Origin of the sequence: Zongyangia hominis, assembly GCF_014385095.1 — a bacterium.
Lineage (GTDB): Bacteria > Bacillota > Clostridia > Oscillospirales > Ruminococcaceae > Zongyangia > Zongyangia hominis.
Map to the genome: position 1 here is coordinate 109,153 of NZ_JACRTC010000004.1, position 18,112 is coordinate 127,264.

Below are 18,112 nucleotides of genomic sequence, written 5' to 3' on the forward strand. Positions count from 1 at the left end.
CCGTCCACAACTCCATGCGATCCCTGTGCCGCCCAAAGTCTAGTGCTTGTCCTGCGCGAGCCGGATAGGCGCTCAATTTCTCAGATCCAGGTATTTGAGGACCCGATAGATTCTCTCCCGGCCGTTGCGGATAACCCGGCTGACGCTGGATTTGTTGATGCCCCGGTCCTGAGCGATCTGGGTCATGGTCTCCTTGCCGAAATAGAACCGGGTCATATATTCTAACTGCAGGGGGGTCAGCTCCTCTTTCATCACCCGATGCAAAATCTTTTTGGCCCGATAAAGCTGCCGGGCATTGTCTTCTCCTTTTTCCGCCGCAAATTGGTCGAAGCTCGCTTTGTCGTACAGATGAAAGTCAAGACTGAGTTTGGAAGCCATATCCCTTGTCCTCCTGTTCATAGTTGGCCAAATAAAACGCGGTCTTTCTCAGCTCCAGCAGCTCCGCGTACAGCGCCGCAATACGGCTCTCCAAGAGGATGCTCTCCTCTCCCAGCACATGCTTGCGCTGTTCCTTAAGAATGTATAAACGGTCCTCCACCCGTTCCGCCGTAGTCCGGTACTGCATCGACAACTCCTGCAAATCCATAAATAAGCACCTCCATATACACATTTCGTGTAGATTGTGTTGTAAAAAATGAGCCTGTCCTCGTTCTCCCCACAGGCCATTTTCCCAATTTTATGCAACAATCACCGATCTTCTTCTCACATGTTTCATTGTATCACACAATATGAATTATATCAATATCCAAAACGTAAAAATAAGTTTCTATTTTTCTTGCATTGTCACACAAAATGTGGTATCCTAAGAAGGAATAGAAAGTATGTTCGTTTGGGAAAGGGAGTGTTCTGGATGTTTGCGGATACCCTTCGGGCTTTGCGGCAGAATAAGGGGATGACCCAGGCACAGCTGGCCCGCCGGCTGGGGGTGAGCAGCAGCACCGTGGGCATGTACGAGCAGGGAAGGCGGGTGCCACACAGCGAGATGTTGGGAAAAATCGCGTCCCTGTTTGGGGTCTCGGTGGACTATCTGCTGGGGGAGCATCCCATCTCCGGCACTATGGAGCTGCGAGATTTGGCTCCACAGGTGCGGCGGCTCCTGCTGCAAAACGAGGGCCTGATGTTTAACGGCACGCCGCTGAGCGCCGATGACGTGGACAAACTTCTTGACGCGCTGATGATGGGCGCGGCCATTATTTTACAGCAGGATAAAAAGACAGCAGAGAATTGACAAGCCTAGGGGAGGCAGAGTGACAACATGGATTATATCAGAACATTGGCGGCAGATCTCATTGCCGCTTTTTCTACCCGCGACCCTTTTGAACTTTGCGACGCGCTGGACATTTTGGTCCTCAAGGCGGACCTGCCCATCGGCATGAACGGCTTTTTCACCACCCTATTAGGCCATCGGGTCATCTACCTGGCGTTGGGGCTTCCCCGGGAGAGACAGCGCCAGATATGCGCCCATGAGTTGGGGCACGCCCTGCTCCATCAACAGATGAACCGCCTTTTTATGGAGAAGTCCACCCATCTGGCACAGGGGCGGTATGAAAGGGAGGCCGACCTCTTTGCCGCCTGTCTGCTCATCGACGACAATATGCTCAAAGAGGGGGAGGGCCGGACCATCGAGGAGCTTTCCTGCCTGGCCGGGGTGGACCGCCGTCTCATGGAACTGCGTTTCCCGGCCACCCCCGGCGCGGCACCTGCCGGTGCGGGATGACGGCACCTGCCGGTGCGGGATGACGGCACCTGCCGGTGCGGGATGACGGCACCTACCGGTGCGGGATGGCGGCACCTACCGGTGCGGGATGACGGCACCTACCGGTGCGGGATGGCGGCACCTACCGGTGCGGGGATGACGCGCCCTCGGTTCCATTTGAACCACTATCCGCGTCACCCGCGCTTGGTTTCGTACGATGCCACAGCGCGACAACCCCCGCCGGCAGGCGGTTACAAAATTTTCATGCAATGTTCTTTCGTATGTGGTATTCTGAGGCTAGATGCAGGAAGGGAGCTGGTTTCATGAAAAAAGGGCTGGTGCTGGCGGGCGGCGGGTCCCGGGGCGCCTATCAAATTGGCGTCTGGCAGGCTTTAAGGGAGCTGGGCTTTGAAATTGAAGCGGTAGCGGGCACCTCGGTGGGCGCTCTCAACGCCGCTATGATTGCCCAGGACGACTTCGACACGGCGTTATCCCTATGGGAGCAGCTAACCACCGAGGACATCCTGGAAGGCATCCCGGAGGCGGACCTGTCCACGCCGGAGGGTTGGCTCCAGGCGGCCCGTGGGTTCGTGGAAAATATCGGCAGCGCCTCCGCCGCGCCGCTCCATCATCTGGTCCGGCAGGTAGTGGACGAAGAGAAGGTGCGGCAAAGCCCCATTGACTTTGGCATTGTCACCGTCCGTTTTCCCGACTTTAAGCCCATGGTCCTCACCAAAGAAAAGATGGAGCCGGGAAAACTCACGGATTACATCCTGGCCAGCGCCTCCTGCTTCCCGGCCATGAAGAGCTACCAGATTGGAAAGGAGCAGTTCATCGACGGGGGCTATTACAACAACCTCCCCATCGAGATTGCTGTAAAGCAGGGGGCGGACGACATCATCGCCGTGGATTTGCAGGCCATCGGCCTCGTCCGGAGTGCCCATTATCCCAAGGTGCGCATCCGCACTTTGCGATGCCACTGGGATTTGGGGCCGGTGCTGGTCTTTGACCCGGCCGTCTCCCAGCACAACGTGCGTCTGGGCTACCTGGACGGGCTGCGCCTGTTCGGGAAGGTGTCGGGTCGCTTTTACGCCTTTGTGCCGGGACAATTGCGCCGTGTTGCCGCGCTCCTCATGCCCTTCCTAGGGGAAAGCTGCGCCCGGTGTTCCTTTGGCCTTGTGGCCAGCCAGGGCCTCCCCATGGAAGAACAGGGCAAATTGCGCCTCCTTCAAACCCTGGGGCTTAAGGGGGACCATCGGTACGAGCTGGACCGCTTTCTCATGCGTTGCGCGGAGACGGGCGGGGAGGCCCTGGGGCTCGATCCCTGCGCCCTTTACGACGCGGACGCCTTTGTAGACGCGGCCCTGGAGGCCTACCGGGCGCATATCCAGCACGCTGCCGATGATTTATCCGTCACCCGCGCCGACGCACTACTTGCCGCCGCGCTCCGGCTGTCCAAAAGCGGGCTTCCCGCGCTGTCGGCCTTTGCCGCCGACTGCCTCTGGGAGGTCTTCACCCACCGGACAAGGCCTCATTGCCTCTGGGTCCTGGCTGTCCACCACCCTGAAGCCTTTGTTGCGGGCATCTTTCTCCTCCTCTGCCGCCAGCTCCGGGAGCCCCGCCTCCTCGATTAACGGGCCCGAAAAAGCGCCCCAAACTCCGTCTGGGACAGTCCAAACGCTTCGCAGGGGAGGGGGCGTTCCCTTCTCACTTTACAAAAAACGCCCCGGCTTCTTTAGCCGGGGCGTTTTATTATTCCTGAGAAGAATCGTCCCCTGCTGCGCCTGTGGGGACATAGGGACAAGGGGGGACATAGCCGGGAATGGGACCCCGAGGCATCTTTCCTGTGGTGTGGTCGTGGCCGTCCATTTGGAGGAAGGCCTTGTGGCTACGCCAGAGATACACGCCCGCCAGCACCGCCATGATGCCGATGAGTCCCTCCACCAGGTAAACATTCCACCCAAAGCCGTTGAGCAGGATGACGGGCGGCGCGTCCACCAGGGTGTGGAGCAGGACCGCCAGCCCCAGCCAGAGCAGGTTCCGTTTGCGGACGGCATAGAGCACCAGTACGGAAAACGCGATCTGGATGGTGATGACAAAGACGCGTTCCAGGCCGGCCAACAGCAGCTCACCAGGGCCCACCTGCACCATCTGCTGGAAGATAAGCTCCGCCGTACCCGGGTCCAGGGTCTTGGCATAGGCTTCATAGCCGCCGGTATTGATGAGAAACGCGAGGGTCAAGTTATTGATATTGGTCATGCCGGTGAGCAAAACCGCCTCGATGCCGCCGTGGCCCACACCGAAAGCAAAGCCGTCCCACCAGGCGTTTTGCCGCTTAAGCAGCGCCTTATAGCCGATAAACCGGCCGACTTCTTCAAAGATGCCTGCCGTCAGCGCCAAAAACAGGGCATAGACCCAGATATTTTTGGCCATGGACTGAAACCAAGGTTGGGGGGCCAGCACATTCTGCAACAGCGGGATGCGCAGTATCATCTGAAAGACAAAGAACACCAGCATGCCGGTGAGTATCGGGCGCATGGTGGATTTTTTCTTGAGCACCAGCCAGATCATCAGCCCAATGGGCAATCCAAAGCAGACAAGGACATTGACAGCCATGGCGGCGATGGCCAGGGCGGATACCGTTCCTGTCACGAGATTCATCCTCCTCCAATGAGATACTACGGCCCGGGGACACTGTCTCCGGGCCTATATCAAATCTTCCCCCATTGTACACCGGACAACCTCACAAATCAACCGAATCGGCATTAAGATCGCATTAAGATTCCGCGGCAGTGTCGCGCATAAACTTAAGAGCGCGTCTTCCCCGCCGGTAGGCGCGGGTCACTCGGCAGTGTCGGGAATAAAACGTAGGGCGCGTCTTCCCCGCCGGTAGGTGGGATGTCGCCGTCCCCGTCTTGCCGCATAATTCGTCTGCATGCTGGGTATCCTCAAAGACATAGGGCGCCTCTGATAAAAATGGGCTCCGGCCCAGGATTTGGTGTTTTGTCATCCCCTAGGGAGCCGCCGGGTTTTACCATACAAGCGAATATGAATTTTTTATCAATATCTTTCTTTCCGCCTTGACAACAGCCGCTGTGAAGCCTATAATCCTATATCATAGTTAATTGATAGGAATTAGAACGGAGGAATACAATGGGAACGTATTACACATCTTTAACCCAGCTTATCGGCCGCACGCCGCTGCTGGAAATCAAAAACACGAGGGAACAACTGCATTTGCCTGGCAGAATTTTAGTCAAGCTGGAATCCATGAACCCGGCGGGGAGCGTCAAGGACCGGATTGCGGCGGCCATGATTGCCGACGCCGAGGAAAAGCGGCTGTTAAAACCGGGCTCGGTCATCATTGAGCCTACCAGCGGGAATACCGGCATCGGACTTGCCAGCGTGGGCGCCGCCAAGGGATACCGGGTCATTCTTACCATGCCCGACACTATGAGTGTGGAGCGCCGCCGTTTGCTGGCGGCTTATGGGGCAGAACTGGTGCTGACCGAGGGAGCCAAGGGCATGAAGGGGGCCATCGAAAAGGCCCGGGAGCTGGCGGCCCACATCCCCGGCGCGTTTTTGCCCGCCCAGTTTGAAAATCCGGCCAATCCCGCCATCCATCGGACCACGACCGGCCCCGAGATCTGGCAGGACACCGATGGCGCGGTGGACATCTTTGTCTCGGGCGTGGGCACCGGCGGCACCGTCACCGGGGTAGGCGAGTATCTCAAATCCCAAAAGCCCTCGGTCCGGGTGGTGGCGGTGGAACCCACCGACTCCCCCGTCCTGTCGGGCGGCAAACCGGGTCCCCACAAGATTCAGGGCATCGGCGCGGGCTTTGTCCCCGACGTGCTGCGCACCTCCATCTACGACGAGATTATCGCCGTCTCCAACGAGGAGGCCTTTGCCGCCGCCCGCCGGTTCGCCCGCACCGAGGGTATCCTTGCCGGCATCTCCTCCGGCGCCGCCCTCCACGCGGCCATCACCCTGGCTTCCAAGGAGGAAAACCGTGACAAAATGATCGTGGCCCTCCTCCCGGACAGCGGAGACCGTTATCTCTCCACACCGGTGTTCGAAAACGCCGAAAACTGAGGCGCTGCCTCCCCCCCGCCAAAGGGTCCGCCGCGGCGCAGCCCCGTCCGTACCCACCCCGGTGGGCGGATACCGCCCTCATCCCGCGGTCGACGCCGGTGCTAAGCCAATTTTCTCTTGACATTCTTCCCCCAGATGTGCTATTATATTTAGGCACCCAAGCCGCTTGACGGCCCGGGAAGCAAAAAGCGCCAGTAGCTCAGCTGGATAGAGTGTTTGGCTACGAACCAAAAGGTCGGGGGTTCGAGTCCCTTCTGGCGCACCAAGCCTGCGATGAACATTTGCGTTCACCGCAGGTTTTTTTATTATTGCGCCGCCGGCGCGGGACAGCCGCGCGATGCCTTCGTCCTTTGCCTAAAAACAGCCTTCGGCTGTTTTGACGGCCCCCGCCATCAAACCCAGAGGCGCGGGACGCTTCGTTCTCTTGCGGTATCATCTTTTGTCGTGTATGCCCGCCGCAAAAGCGGGCTCTTTGCCATAACTGCCACATGGGAGGGAATTTCACCATGAAAAAAGTCAAAATCACCGTGCTCAAAACCACCTTGGACCAGCAGCTCGCAAAGGAGTATGGGGCGGAGGGGCTGGGGCCCTGCCCCATGATGAAGGCGGGCCAGATCTTTTACGCGGACTACGCCAAGCCCGAGGGCTTTTGCGACGAGGCGTGGAAGGCCGTCTATCAGTACGCGTTCGCCCTGGCCCACGGCATGGGGGAGGAGCTGTTTTATTACGGCGACTGGATTCGCAAGCCCGGCGTCGCCATCTGTAGCTGCAACGACGGACTGCGGCCGGTGATTTTCAAGCTGGAAGCCACCGATGAGGTCTCCGAGCTCGATTACGAGCCGGTGCGGTAATTGAAAACTCAAATCATCGCGCCAAAATTCGGCGGACTTTCCGCCATCGGATTTTAATAAAGGAGGGGCGGCCCCATAGGGCCGCCCCTCCTTTTTTGTGCGCCAATGGCTGGAACGCCTTTCCGATAAAAGAGGCGCATTCCCGCTCCTACAATTCCAGGAGCCTTCGCAGCTCGTCCTCCCTTTCCTCTGGAGTGCACTCCACGAGCTTTCCATCCACAATCTGAAAGCGGTGGCACATCTGTTCATCCAGCAGCTGATAGCGCAGCGGGAAGTAGGCGCAGTCATCCCCATATCCCTCAGCGATCAGTACATCGCGGTCCGTAATCTCCCTCATGTGGTGAGCGCTGTCCAAAATGGCCAGCACCTTTCCCTCCTCATTGCATCTGGCATAGACCTGAATCATGGACATCCTCCTAATAATAGATGCAAGCATCAAAATCAATTTCCTTATTGTACGCTTTTCCCGCAGTAAACACGTTGTTTTCCGTTGTGACGGCCAAAAGGCTCTTATTGCTCATATCCACCCAAGTCAAGGTCCCCGTCATGGCGGTAATGCTCACCTGGGCAATGGCGAAGGAGGTGGAAGCGGTCGAGACGCTGGGAACCACCCGCATGGGGAAGAAGTTCATGCACAGAGAAAGCGATTTGGCCGACGTGGCTACCCCTTCCACCCGCATTTTGCGGTAATACCGCATACAGCGGGCGGTTTCCACTCCCGGATCAAAAAGGTTCCAGCCGGTGAACTGCGCCCCTTCCTCCAGTTTTACCCGCTGGATGGTGGTGAATTCACCCGAATAGGTGTCAATCTGGACCAAAAGGTAATCCATGTCCGCATCGGGCACCGTGCAGGTCATGAACAGATCCTTTTCCCCGGTAAATCCCTGTTGGAGATAGGAAATCTGGGTTTTGTTCCCGCCTTTGACATAGTTTAACCGGATATAGATGGCTGTACTGACGCTATTGAAGGCTTTTACCGTCAGCGCCAACTGTTTGCCGATAAACTGTTGGGGATTTTCGATATACTGGCAAATTCCATGATAATTGGCGGTCGGCCTGATGGTACAGCCATTGTCTCCCACGGTCATGGAGCAGTTGCCGGTAAATTTCCAGTCATCAACGGTATATTGATCGAAATCGGAAGTGGAGTAGGTGGTTTTGCCCCGCTGGTTGATGACCCCTTTTTTTAAGTAGCCGTTGGTCACCAGGTTGGGCAGGGGCTGGGCATAGAAACTGGCCGGCTGGTTGCCAAGCATATTGGCGTTGACGGCGTTGCCCGACGCGTCCCCTAGGGCCCCGCCCAGGGAAGTGAGGGCGTCGGACGCCGTCTTGGCGGCCAGGGTCCCATTGGCGCCTGTAAATACGGGCAGACCGGAACCGGTTCCCGTCAGCTTATCCACCTTGCCGGAAATATCCACCTGTCCGGCAGCCTGTGTGGCCACTGCCGCGATATCCGCCGTGGTAAAGTAGTCCACCCCCTTGACGGGAGTGCGGCCTGCCGGGCCCGGTTCCCCTTGGAGGCCTCGCAAACCGGTGGCTCCGGTGTCCCCCTTGGGTCCCGCTGGGCCCGTTTCTCCCGGATCGCCTTTGTCTCCTTTGGGCCCCGGTTCCCCTTGGGGGCCTGGCAAACCGGTGGCTCCGGTGTCCCCCTTGGGGCCCGCTGGGCCCGTCTCGCCCGGATCGCCCTTATCTCCCTTGGGGCCCGGTTCCCCTTGAGGGCCTACCTCACCGGTGGCTCCGGTGTCCCCCTTGGGTCCCGCCGGGCCCGTTTCTCCCGGATCGCCCTTATCTCCCTTGGGGCCCGGTTCCCCTTGAGGGCCTGGCAAACCGGTGGCTCCGGTATCCCCCTTGGGTCCCGCTGGGCCCGTCTCTCCCGGATCGCCCTTGTCCCCTTTGGGGCCCGGTTCCCCTTGGGGGCCTCGCAAACCGGTGGCTCCGGTGTCCCCCTTGGGTCCCGCCGGGCCCGGATCGCCCGGATCGCCCTTGTCTCCTTTGGGGCCTTTGATTTCCCCCAAATTCTGCCACTGTGCCCCCGACCATGCATAGACAAAACCGCCCACGATATAGGCGTCCCCCAGTCCCGGATCGGTGGCGGTGGATTGAAGCTCCTCCAAGGTGGCAAAGGTGCCCAGGATACGGAAGGAGGTCCCATCCTCCCCCTTGGGGCCTGGTTCCCCCTTGGGACCCGCCGGGCCCGTCTCGCCCGGATCGCCCTTGTCGCCCTTGGGGCCTGGTTCTCCCTTGGGCCCTGCCGGGCCCGTTTCTCCCGGATCACCCTTATCTCCCTTGGGGCCTTTTTCCCCCTGGGGGCCCGGTTCTCCCCGGGGTCCCGCGAGACCGGTAGCGCCCGTGTCCCCCTTCGGGCCTGCCGGACCTATCGGCCCGGTGGGGCCTGCGTCGCCTTTCTCTCCCTGGGGGCCGGCGGGCCCCGTCAGGCCGACGTCGCCGGCGTCTCCTTTGGGCCCTGCCGGACCTGCCTCGCCCGGGTCGCCCTTGTCCCCTTTGGGGCCGGTGGCGCCCGTTCCCAGCCGCATCCAAACGGCGGTATCGCTCAGTGGCGCGCCAGCGCCGTCCTTCCGGGCCAGATAGGAGAGCCCTGTTGCCTCATCAAAGACCATATCCAGCCGCTCATAGCTGCGCTGTGGGTCAAACGCCCCCTGGGGCGTGATGGATACCTTTCCCAGTGTGATCATTCTGTCCTTCCTTTCCCCTCTGGAAATTCAATCTGCAATTCCCCGGTTTCCTCTTTGATCGAAAAGGTGCAAAGGCGCAGATCCGCCTCCGCCCTGCGCCCGGTGGACTGATAAGACGCCGTCTGAGCGTCCCAGAGGTGCCAGCATCCGTCCTCCCCGATGACAGGGCCCTTCTGTGCCGCCGTCGCAGAGGCCGCCGCCCACCGCTTGGCCTCCCCGGCCGCCTGCTGGGTCTTTTCCAGCATCCCGTCCAGGTAAGAGGGGGTGCCGGGCACCGCCGGTTCCCCGTCCAAGGAGGGAATAATTTCTACGCTGGCGGCCTCGCTCTCCCACCGAAAGCCCTCGCCGGTGATGCGCAGCTGGAGGGAGAGGCTGCCCGCATAGGAAGTCTGGGGCGGACCGAGGGTCCATAGGCATTCGATCTGGGTGGCGTCCACCCGGGTGGGTATGAGCGCCACATCGTCCCGTCCGCCGCTGGAAACCGTCTTTAAAAAGATGTCGTATTCCGACAGATCCCGGCCGCTGAAATAGCGGGGCAGGCGCAGGGGAACCTGCTGGGAATTTTGGTCGTTTTGGGCCGCTATGCGCCGGTAGGCGGACGGGATCTGGAGCCGCCGCTCGGCCACCGTGATGGGGAGGCAGGCTTCCGGCTCCAGGGGCAGTATGCTTTGCCCGCTGTCCTCACTGATACTTTTCCCCACCGCAAAGCCCGCAATCTCGCTGTGCCAGAGGACGTCCTCCAGCCCGCTGATTTTCAGCTGCACCTGCAAGAGCCCCGGCGCTTCGGTCATCTGCCGCCCCACCTGCCAGGATAGGACCATCCGGTCCCCCTCCAGCGCCTTGTCCAGCGGGACGACGCCCTTTTTGCCGTCCGCCCGGCAGAAGGTGAGGTAGGCCACCCCCTGGGAAAGATCGGTCCCCCCCATGGTTTGGGGGAGGACAAAGGCAACCGTTTCCACTTTATTGTCGTGCTGGAGTCCCAATGGTTGACCGTCACATCGTATTTTCCGGTCATGCACTTCTATCCGCATTCTTTACACCGCCTTTTGTTAGTGAAGGGAAGTTCCTTCTCTCCTTTCCCTTGGATTTTCTTTCCCGTTGTATCTTTTTGTCTCACTTTCCCCATCTCCATTCTCCGGCGTTTGCAGCGCCCTGGCGGGACACCCCGGAGTCCCTGTCAGCGTACCGCAAGCGTGGGTTTCCCGGCAAAATCCGCCGCCCGCCGCCGGACCCGGCCGTTCTGCAAGAAGGGGAGGGGAGCGCCTGCCTCATCCTAAGGCGGGAATTGTCAGATATGTGCAAATATCCCCGAATTATTCTCCATCCTTCCCGCCGTCCGCCCATTTTAAATGGGGGGATAACCTGGTATACTGTTGTCAAAAGAGGAAAGGATTGGTCGAATCCTGCCATTTCTTTTCCTCGGTTTCCTTGCGGATTGGCCCGGGACCCGCGCCCTGGGCGGGGCCCGCTTTTAAAAAATCTGCCGGCGCGGCGGCGTACAGGAGTTGAAATTTTATGGAAGTCAACAATAGCACCGCCAATGCGCTCAAGGTGACCGGCACGATCATTATCGTCCTCTGCATACTTGCAGGCCTCATCTGCGCGGTTACGTTGAAAAGTCTCTACATCTTTCTGATCTGTATCTTCTCCGGACTCATGTCGGGCCTCATCTTCCTGGGGCTTGCGGAGATCATCGACTATCTCAATCTCACCGAGACCAATTTAAACCTGCATTGCGCCGAAATCGAGAAGCTCTTGGAAGAGCTGGTGGCCCAGGGCAAGACGGGCTATGACCCCAACGCCCCCGCTCCCAATCCCTCCAGACCTACGCGCGGCAAGGGCGTCCAGCCCCTGACCCAGCCGAGATCCGCTCCCGCCAGCCCGCCGCCCACGCGCCCCGCCCCTTCGGCCCAGCCCTTTACGCCGCCCCAGCGGCCGGTACAGCCGGCAGTCGGGGCATCTCCGTCCACGCCTCCCGCACCGCCAAGCGCACAGGCGCCGGTTCCTCCCGCCCCGCCAAACCCGGCCGAACCGCACACCCCGTCTTCCGGGCCGAGCCAGCCGCCCGCGCCCTCCGCGCCCCCGCAGGCTCCTGTTCCCCCCAATGACGCGGCGGCGGCAGGCCAAAGCGTTTCAGTCACCACGTCGGGCATCTCCCCCCAGGAGGAATATTTCTTCTGCCCCAACTGCGGGAAAAAACAGTTTCCCGGCCGTCCGACCTGTTGGAACTGCGGCGTCAAATTTGAATAGCTCCGCACATAAGACCCGGCCCCCAGGGCCGGGTCTTTTCCATAGGTAAAGGCCTGTCCTTACATTCCAGATGGGGCGGGTGGCCCGGCGCGATGCAACCATACAACTCTTGCATCTGTTCATGCATTTTGGGCAGTCCCTTTTGTCATATCATACGAACCTATGGGAAAAGGGCCATTTTCGTTTGCATGGAAATGAATCCCATTTTATAATAAGATAACAAAGCACTTTGTTACATAAGAAAAGAGGTGGTACACCTTCGCTAAAAGCGGGAAAAGCCCGCTTTGTATCCGCATTTTATTCGAGAAGAAAAAAGGAGAAGAAGTATGAATCCAAAACGCGGCAAAGGACGGATGCGCGCCTTTTTAAAAAAACGTGTGCTTCCCGCCATCCTGTCCCTGTCCATGGGCTTATCCATGGCGCTTCCCGGTTCTCTGACCGCCCTGGCGGCTGGAACCTTTGAGACGAATTTGACCAATCTCCACGGCCTCTCCGGCACCTGGAGCGAGACGGCCGACGGCTACCACGGCGTGGCCTACGGCCCCGGCGGCAACTCCTTCGCCATCGCCGATGAGCAGGTGGGCAAAGACGACCTGTTCACCTACGAGGCGCAGGTTTCCTCCACCAGCACCAATCCCGACTTTAACGCCTCCCTCATCTTCGGGCTCAAAAACCCGCAGAACCCTGCGGAGCGCTTTTACGACTTCGGTATTATGACGGGCAGCAACCGCTATATCCGCTTTGACCAAATCAATGGAGAGCTTTCCTCCAACAGCCTCCAGGCGAGCGCTCTGGCGGAAGTCAAGGACAGCTATCAGCTCAAAATCGTCCGCTCGAGCCAGACGGAGTTTGAGTTTTTTATCGACAACGCCTCCATCCTCAAAATGGACCTGCCCGGCTTTGAGGGCGGTTATGTGGGCATGATGACTAACGATGTGGGCACCTATCAGAACGTACGCCTCACCATCGACGGTTCCACCCAGGGCTTTGTCTCCAACCTCACCGGCTGGAAGGCCCAAAGTGGGACCTGGACCGAGACGTCCCAGGGCTATAAAAGCGAGAACGCGGGCGGCAACAACTTCCTCATCTCGGATAAAACCCTGGGCGCAGACGATCTGTTCACCTATGAGGCCGACGTCACCCCGCTTGAGGACAACGCGGGCCTTGCCTTCGGCATCGAGGACCCCGCCAATCCCACAAAGCACTGGTACTGCTTCTCGGTGGTCAAGGGCAACGTGGGGCTGGTCTTCGAGCAGGTCAACGGCGAGGCGGTGGGGGGACTGCCCACCTTCGTGGCGCTGACCGACGAAGAAAAGGCCCAGACCACCCACCATCTCAAGGTGGTGCGCAAGGACGCCGCGACCTTTGCGTTTTATATCGGCGACCGGCTGGTCCACACCGCCACTTTCGCCGGTTATTCCGGCGGCACCTTCGGTCTTCTGTGCACCGTCAAGGCCGCCTTCCAAAACGCCAATCTCACCGAGGAGGGCACCTCCATCGAGGGCTTCCAGTCCAATATCACCGGCTGGCATCAGGTGTCTGGGACCTGGACCTTCACCGAACAGGGCTATGAAGGCGTGTGCTCCGGCAACCACTTCGCCATGAGTGAGAAGCGCATCGACGCCGACACCCTCTTCACCTACGAGGCGGACATGACCCCCAAGAGCGCCGCCTCGGGCATCGTCTTCGGCGTCCTCAACCCCGCCGACCCCGTCACCCGCTGGTACTGCTTCAATGTAGTGCGGGACGCTGCGGGCAACGACATTTCCATGATCTTTAACCAGACAAACGGCGACCCGGGCGGCAGCATCAAGGCCAGCGCCCTCACCGAGGACGAAAAGGCCAAAGCCACCTACCACATGAAGGTAGTCCGGGAGGACAAGTCCACCTTTAAGTTCTATCTGGACGAGCGCCTCATCTTCACCGAGACCCTCGACGGCTTTGCCGGCGGCGCTTTCGGCATCATGAGCACCGGCAACGGCATCTTTAACCAAGTCAACTTTACCGACAACGGCAAGGTGGCCGGGGAAGGCTTTGTCTCGAATCTTTCCGGATGGCGCGGTGTGAACGGCTCCTGGGGCGAGACCGACAACGGCTACCATGGCGAAGGCAGCGGCAACGTCTTTGCCATGTCCTCCAAGGCGGTCAACTCCCACGACCCGTTCACCTATGAGGCCGACATGGAGCTCCCCCTGGATCAGACCGCCGGCGGCATCACCTTCGGCGTCAAGGATCCCACGAACCCCTCCGCCAAGTGGTTTTGCATGAACGTGGACCGGGGCGGTCCATTGTCCCGCATTTTTGCCCAGACAAACGGCAATCCCGACTTCATTCTGGACTATCCGCTGACCGATGAGGAGAAAGACCTCACCTCCTATCACCTGAAGGTGGTCAGAGAGGTGAAGGACGGCCCGGTCAAATTCTATCTGGGCGAGCGCCTTCTCTTGGAAAAAGAGCTCACCACCTTTGAAGGCGGCTATTTCGGCGTCATGACCTGCAATGCCGCCGCCACCTTCAATCATGTCAACTACACCATCAACGGCTCCGACGCCGCCTTCACCTCCAACCTGACCGGGTGGACTCCTATCAACGGCACCTGGAGCGTGGAGTCCAATGGCTACAAGGGCGTCACCGGCGGCGGCGACACCTGGTCCTACGCCAAGGACAAAGAGATCACCGCCGACGAGGGCTTTATTTACGAAGCCGATGTGCAGATCAAATCCGGCAACCACGCCGCGGGCCTCATCTTCGGCGTGCGGGACCCCGCGGACCCGGCCGGACGGCCCAGCAGGCTTTACAGCCTCCTCGCCATCAAGGATGAGGGCAAAGTCATGGCCTTCACCCACAAAGACGGCTCCGCCGAGTGGATTGAGGTGGCTGATATGACCGCGGCCGACAAAGCCGCCGATATTTTCCACCTGCGCATCGAATACCTGGAATCCAAGACCGCCAATTTCTATGTCAACGGCACCCTTTATAAGACCGTTGCCATCCCCAAATTTGAGGGCGGCTTCTTCGGCGCCATGGTATCCGGCGGCACCACCGCCACCTTTGACAACGTCAATTACTATCCCGCGGTCACCCCCAAGCTCCAGGGCTTGGAGCTCATCGGCGCCGAGATGGATACCCCCTTTGACGCGGGCGATCACTCCTACTGGGCCGAAGTCGGCCACAGCGTGGACGCCGTCAAGGTCAAGACCCAGTTTGACAGCGCCCTCTACGAAGTGACCGTGGCCGGCCAGAAGGCAAACCCCGGCGTTGAAGTGAACGTGGGCCTTGCCGACGGCCTCAACGCCGTGCGGGTCATTGTCAGAGACCCGGGTTCCGATCTCTCCGACACCTACACCGTTAATATCACAAGGGAACCCAACCCCGACACCCTCTATAAAGAGACGGCCCGTCCCCAGTTCCACTTTACCCCCTATATGTATCAGATGAACGACCCCAACGGCCTTGTCTACGACGACGCCAGAGGGGAATACCACCTGTTCTTCCAGTGCAACCGTCCCTTTGACACCGGCGTAGAGGGCTTAAACGGCACCACCTGCTGGGGCCACGCCGTTTCCAAGGACATGGTCAACTGGGAGGAGCTGCCCCTGGCCATCACGCCCGACGAGCTGGGCTTTGCCTATTCCGGCTCGGGCGTCATCGACCGCAATAACACCTCCGGGCTCTTTGTAGATGACCCCGCCGACCCGAACTACACCCCGCCGGGCTCGAGAATCGTGGTCTTCTACGCCAGCGTGGCTGGGGATACCACCTACGGCTACGCCAAACAGAGCATGGCTTATTCCGCCGACGGCGGCCGCACCTTTATCAAATACCCGGGCAATCCGGTGGTCAAAAACCCGGGCAATATGTATGGCGGCGGCATGCGCGACCCCAAGGTCTTCTGGTATGAGGACGCCAGTCTTAAAGACGGCGGCATCTGGGTCATGGTCACGGTGGGAGACTTACACATCTTCACCTCTCCGAACCTGATTGACTGGAAGCATTGCGGACGTCCCCAGATCAACGGCCAGGTCTTTGACTCCGAGTGTCCCGACCTCTATCCGCTCCCCGTGGACGGCGACCCGGACAATATCAAATGGGTCTACACTGGCGGCGGCATCTTCTATGTGCTGGGCCACATGGAGGTGACAGGGGAGGACACCGTCATGTTTGTCCCCGAGACCGACAAGCTCTACGCCCTCAACGGCATCGCCGACCAGGGCCCTGGCAACCCGGCTCCCGAGACCTACGCCACCCAGACCTTTAACAATGAGAAACTGGGCCGCACCATCTCCATCAGCTGGCTCAGAGACCCCTCCATGCAGTGGAAGGACAAAAACTGGAATTCCGCGCAAAGCATCCCCATGGAGCATTCCCTGCGCACCGTGGACGGGAAGGTGAAGCTCTTCAGCTACCCCGCCGCGGAAGTAAAGGACATGCGGGATGAGAAGATTTTGTCCCTCAAGGGCGTCCAGGTGGACGAGAGCAGTGAGAACGTTCTCAAAGACCTCAAAGCCACCTCCTGCGACATGGAGGCCACCATCACCCTGGGCACCGCCACCGAAGTGGGCTTTAAGCTCCGCGTCGGGGCGGCAGGCGGCGGTCAAGAGCTCAAGATCACCTACAATAAAAACGACGGCAAGCTCTATGTGGACAAGATGAAGACCGGCGGCGGCAGTTATCTGGGCGTCTACGAGCCGGAAATGAGCCTGCTCGACGGCAACAAGATCAAGCTGCGGATGCTCTTAGATCAGATCTGCTTCGATGTCTACGGCAATGACGGCGAAGCTGCTATTGCGGGACTCATTTACAGCGAGTTTGAGAATAACGGCATGGAATTTTTCACAAACGGCACAGCCACCCTGGATCTGGACGTTTATTCCATGAAGGCCATGGACCGCACCGTACCCGATCCTGTGGTTCCGACGGTTCTCACCGACCTGACCCTGTCCTCGGCCCTCCTCACCCCCAACTTCTCCGCCGATGTGACCGAGTATACCGCCACCGTGGCGAACTCTATGGACTCCATCAAGGTCCTCCCCACTTACACCGGCGACGCGGCCGTCACCGTGAACGGCACGGAAGTGGCTTCCGGCGCTTACTCCACCGACATCAGCCTGAGCGTCGGCGAGAACACCATCACCGTCGTCGCGGGAGAGAAGACCTACACCATCAAGGTCACCAGAGAGGAGCCCGCTCCGGTTCCCACGGTTCTCACCGACCTCGCCCTCTCCACCGGCACCTTAGCTCCCAACTTTAGCACTGAAGTCACAGAGTACACCGCCACTGTGGCGAACTCCGTGGACTCCATCAAAGTTCTCCCCACCTATACCGGCGACGCGGCTGTCACCGTGAATGGCGTCGAGGTCGCTTCCGGTGAATACTCCGCCGATATCTCCCTGAGCGTCGGCGAGAACGCCATCACCGTCGTCGCGGGAGAGAAGACTTACACCATCAAGGTTACCAGAGAGGACAAGAAACCTCCTGTTACCGAGACTCCCTTCCTGGACGGCCTGGAACTCAGCCAGGGCGTGCTGAAACCCGCCTTCGACAAGGATGTCAACGCCTACACCGCCTCTGTCGGCAACGCCACCGACTCCATCCAGGTCAAACCCTTCTACTCCGGCGAGATGGCAGTCACTGTGAACGGCAAGGCTGTGGAAAGCGGGGCCTTCTCCGAGGCCATCGCTCTCGATGTGGGAGAGAACACCATCGAAGTGAAGCTCGTCATGGGAGAAAAAGAAAACATCTATACGATTGTCGTCACCCGTGCAAAACCCGCGGACACGACGAAACCTACCACCACGAAGCCCTCTATCCCGGGCGGACACAGCTCCGACTGGAAGTGGCCGGAGGGGACGACAAAGCCTGGCACTGGGAAAGAGAACCCGCAGTCGGGCGACGCGTCGGCGCTGCCGATAGCGCTGCTGCTCATGGCGGGCGCTGCTGGAACAGCGGTCTTCCTCTCCAGAAAGCGGAAGAAATAACGAAATCCTTCTTCTTCTCAATAAGACCCAGCTAAAAAGCAAAAGGCGGAGGCCGGACTTTTGTCCGGCCTCCGCCTTTTTGCCGCGCAATGGGGAGCGTCCCTCCCGCTCCCAGTGCCCGCTCGCGCTGCGTCTACAATGGCCGTATTCACGGCGCAAGTTGGAGTAGGGGAGCGTCCCTCTCACTCCCAGTGCCCGCTCGCGCTGCGTCTACAACGTCCGTATTCACAGCGCAATCTTGGGGAGAGACGGCCGCGCTTCTGCCGGGTGCCAAGGAGTGGCTATCCCCTCGGCATCCCCTTCTTTCAGCGGCCAAGGGGGCCCTACCTAGTAGCTGGCAACGGGCGGTCAGCAAGTCGCAATCTGGCCTCTGATGCCCCCGTGAGATGGCCTCATGTCCATACAGCCCCGTTCAGACGTCTTGCGCCGCGCTATCCGCCTCCCTATTTTAAAAGCGGGCCATGAAAGGAACGGGGCCCGCTTTCCACAACAAAAGCCCCCTTTCTTACGAAAGGGGGCTTTTGCATTCATGAAGAGGGAAGGTTAAAG

The 18,112-nt window shown here is 59.5% G+C and carries 13 protein-coding genes and 1 tRNA gene; 8 read left to right on the forward strand and 6 right to left on the reverse strand.

Features of this window, described 5'->3' with window-relative positions; genetic code table 11:
• Window positions 1-72 precede the first annotated feature (72 nt).
• Entirely contained in the window at window positions 73-378 is a 306-nt protein-coding gene (locus tag H8709_RS07155; RefSeq protein ID WP_262397698.1) for a hypothetical protein, read from the reverse strand.
• Complete coding sequence (locus H8709_RS07160) at window positions 356-586, reverse strand: hypothetical protein (RefSeq protein WP_262397699.1); 231 nt, start codon at window positions 584-586, stop codon at window positions 356-358. The genes H8709_RS07155 and H8709_RS07160 overlap by 23 nt, the downstream gene beginning before the upstream one ends.
• Before the next feature lie 264 nt (window positions 587-850).
• Between H8709_RS07160 and H8709_RS07165 the strand changes: the two genes are divergently transcribed.
• The 3 genes from H8709_RS07165 to H8709_RS07175 all read left to right on the forward strand — a co-directional run bounded on the left by H8709_RS07165 (window position 851) and on the right by H8709_RS07175 (window position 3,330).
• Window positions 851-1,228 (forward strand): helix-turn-helix domain-containing protein, encoded by a 378-nt coding sequence (locus H8709_RS07165; protein WP_262397700.1) that lies wholly within the window; start codon window positions 851-853, stop codon window positions 1,226-1,228.
• Window positions 1,229-1,255: 27 nt separating this feature from the next.
• Window positions 1,256-1,717 (forward strand): ImmA/IrrE family metallo-endopeptidase, encoded by a 462-nt coding sequence (locus H8709_RS07170; RefSeq protein WP_262397701.1) that lies wholly within the window; start codon window positions 1,256-1,258, stop codon window positions 1,715-1,717.
• 302 nt (window positions 1,718-2,019) lie between these two features.
• The gene (locus tag H8709_RS07175; RefSeq protein ID WP_262397702.1) at window positions 2,020-3,330 is read left to right on the forward strand and encodes a patatin-like phospholipase family protein; all 1,311 of its coding nucleotides are present in this window, start codon (window positions 2,020-2,022) and stop codon (window positions 3,328-3,330) included.
• Between the two features lie 118 nt (window positions 3,331-3,448).
• Here H8709_RS07175 and H8709_RS07180 read toward each other — a convergent pair whose 3' ends face one another.
• Window positions 3,449-4,348 (reverse strand): YhfC family intramembrane metalloprotease, encoded by a 900-nt coding sequence (locus H8709_RS07180; protein WP_262397703.1) that lies wholly within the window; start codon window positions 4,346-4,348, stop codon window positions 3,449-3,451.
• Between the two features lie 501 nt (window positions 4,349-4,849).
• On the opposite strand from H8709_RS07180, the gene cysK reads away from it, so the two are divergent.
• The 3 genes from cysK (at window position 4,850) to H8709_RS07195 (ending at window position 6,642) form a co-directional block, all read left to right on the forward strand.
• Window positions 4,850-5,791: a cysteine synthase A gene (cysK, locus tag H8709_RS07185; protein ID WP_262397704.1), complete on the forward strand. Its 942-nt coding sequence runs from the start codon at window positions 4,850-4,852 to the stop codon at window positions 5,789-5,791.
• Window positions 5,792-5,979: 188 nt separating this feature from the next.
• Window positions 5,980-6,056: transfer RNA gene (locus tag H8709_RS07190), tRNA-Arg, on the forward strand.
• Between the two features lie 241 nt (window positions 6,057-6,297).
• Window positions 6,298-6,642: a TIGR04076 family protein gene (locus H8709_RS07195; RefSeq protein WP_262397705.1), complete on the forward strand. Its 345-nt coding sequence runs from the start codon at window positions 6,298-6,300 to the stop codon at window positions 6,640-6,642.
• Window positions 6,643-6,790: 148 nt separating this feature from the next.
• Here H8709_RS07195 and H8709_RS07200 read toward each other — a convergent pair whose 3' ends face one another.
• Genes H8709_RS07200 through H8709_RS07210 form a run of 3 tightly spaced genes read right to left on the reverse strand, consistent with a single transcriptional unit; the run spans window position 6,791 to window position 10,366 of the window.
• Window positions 6,791-7,048 (reverse strand): cephalosporin hydroxylase family protein, encoded by a 258-nt coding sequence (locus H8709_RS07200; RefSeq protein ID WP_262397706.1) that lies wholly within the window; start codon window positions 7,046-7,048, stop codon window positions 6,791-6,793.
• Window positions 7,049-7,058: 10 nt separating this feature from the next.
• A complete protein-coding gene (locus tag H8709_RS07205; protein ID WP_262397707.1) occupies window positions 7,059-9,335 on the reverse strand; it encodes a hypothetical protein in 2,277 nt (758 codons plus the stop codon).
• Window positions 9,332-10,366 (reverse strand): hypothetical protein, encoded by a 1,035-nt coding sequence (locus tag H8709_RS07210; protein WP_262397708.1) that lies wholly within the window; start codon window positions 10,364-10,366, stop codon window positions 9,332-9,334. Before H8709_RS07210 ends, H8709_RS07205 begins: the two co-directional genes overlap by 4 nt.
• 484 nt (window positions 10,367-10,850) lie before the next feature.
• Between H8709_RS07210 and H8709_RS07215 the strand changes: the two genes are divergently transcribed.
• Both H8709_RS07215 and H8709_RS07220 read left to right on the forward strand, forming a co-directional pair.
• Complete coding sequence (locus tag H8709_RS07215; RefSeq protein WP_262397709.1) at window positions 10,851-11,585, forward strand: hypothetical protein; 735 nt, start codon at window positions 10,851-10,853, stop codon at window positions 11,583-11,585.
• A 326-nt stretch (window positions 11,586-11,911) separates the two neighbouring features.
• Window positions 11,912-17,563, forward strand: a complete 5,652-nt coding sequence (locus tag H8709_RS07220) for a cadherin-like beta sandwich domain-containing protein (RefSeq protein ID WP_262397710.1) — start codon at window positions 11,912-11,914, stop codon at window positions 17,561-17,563.
• Window positions 17,564-18,112 lie beyond the last annotated feature (549 nt).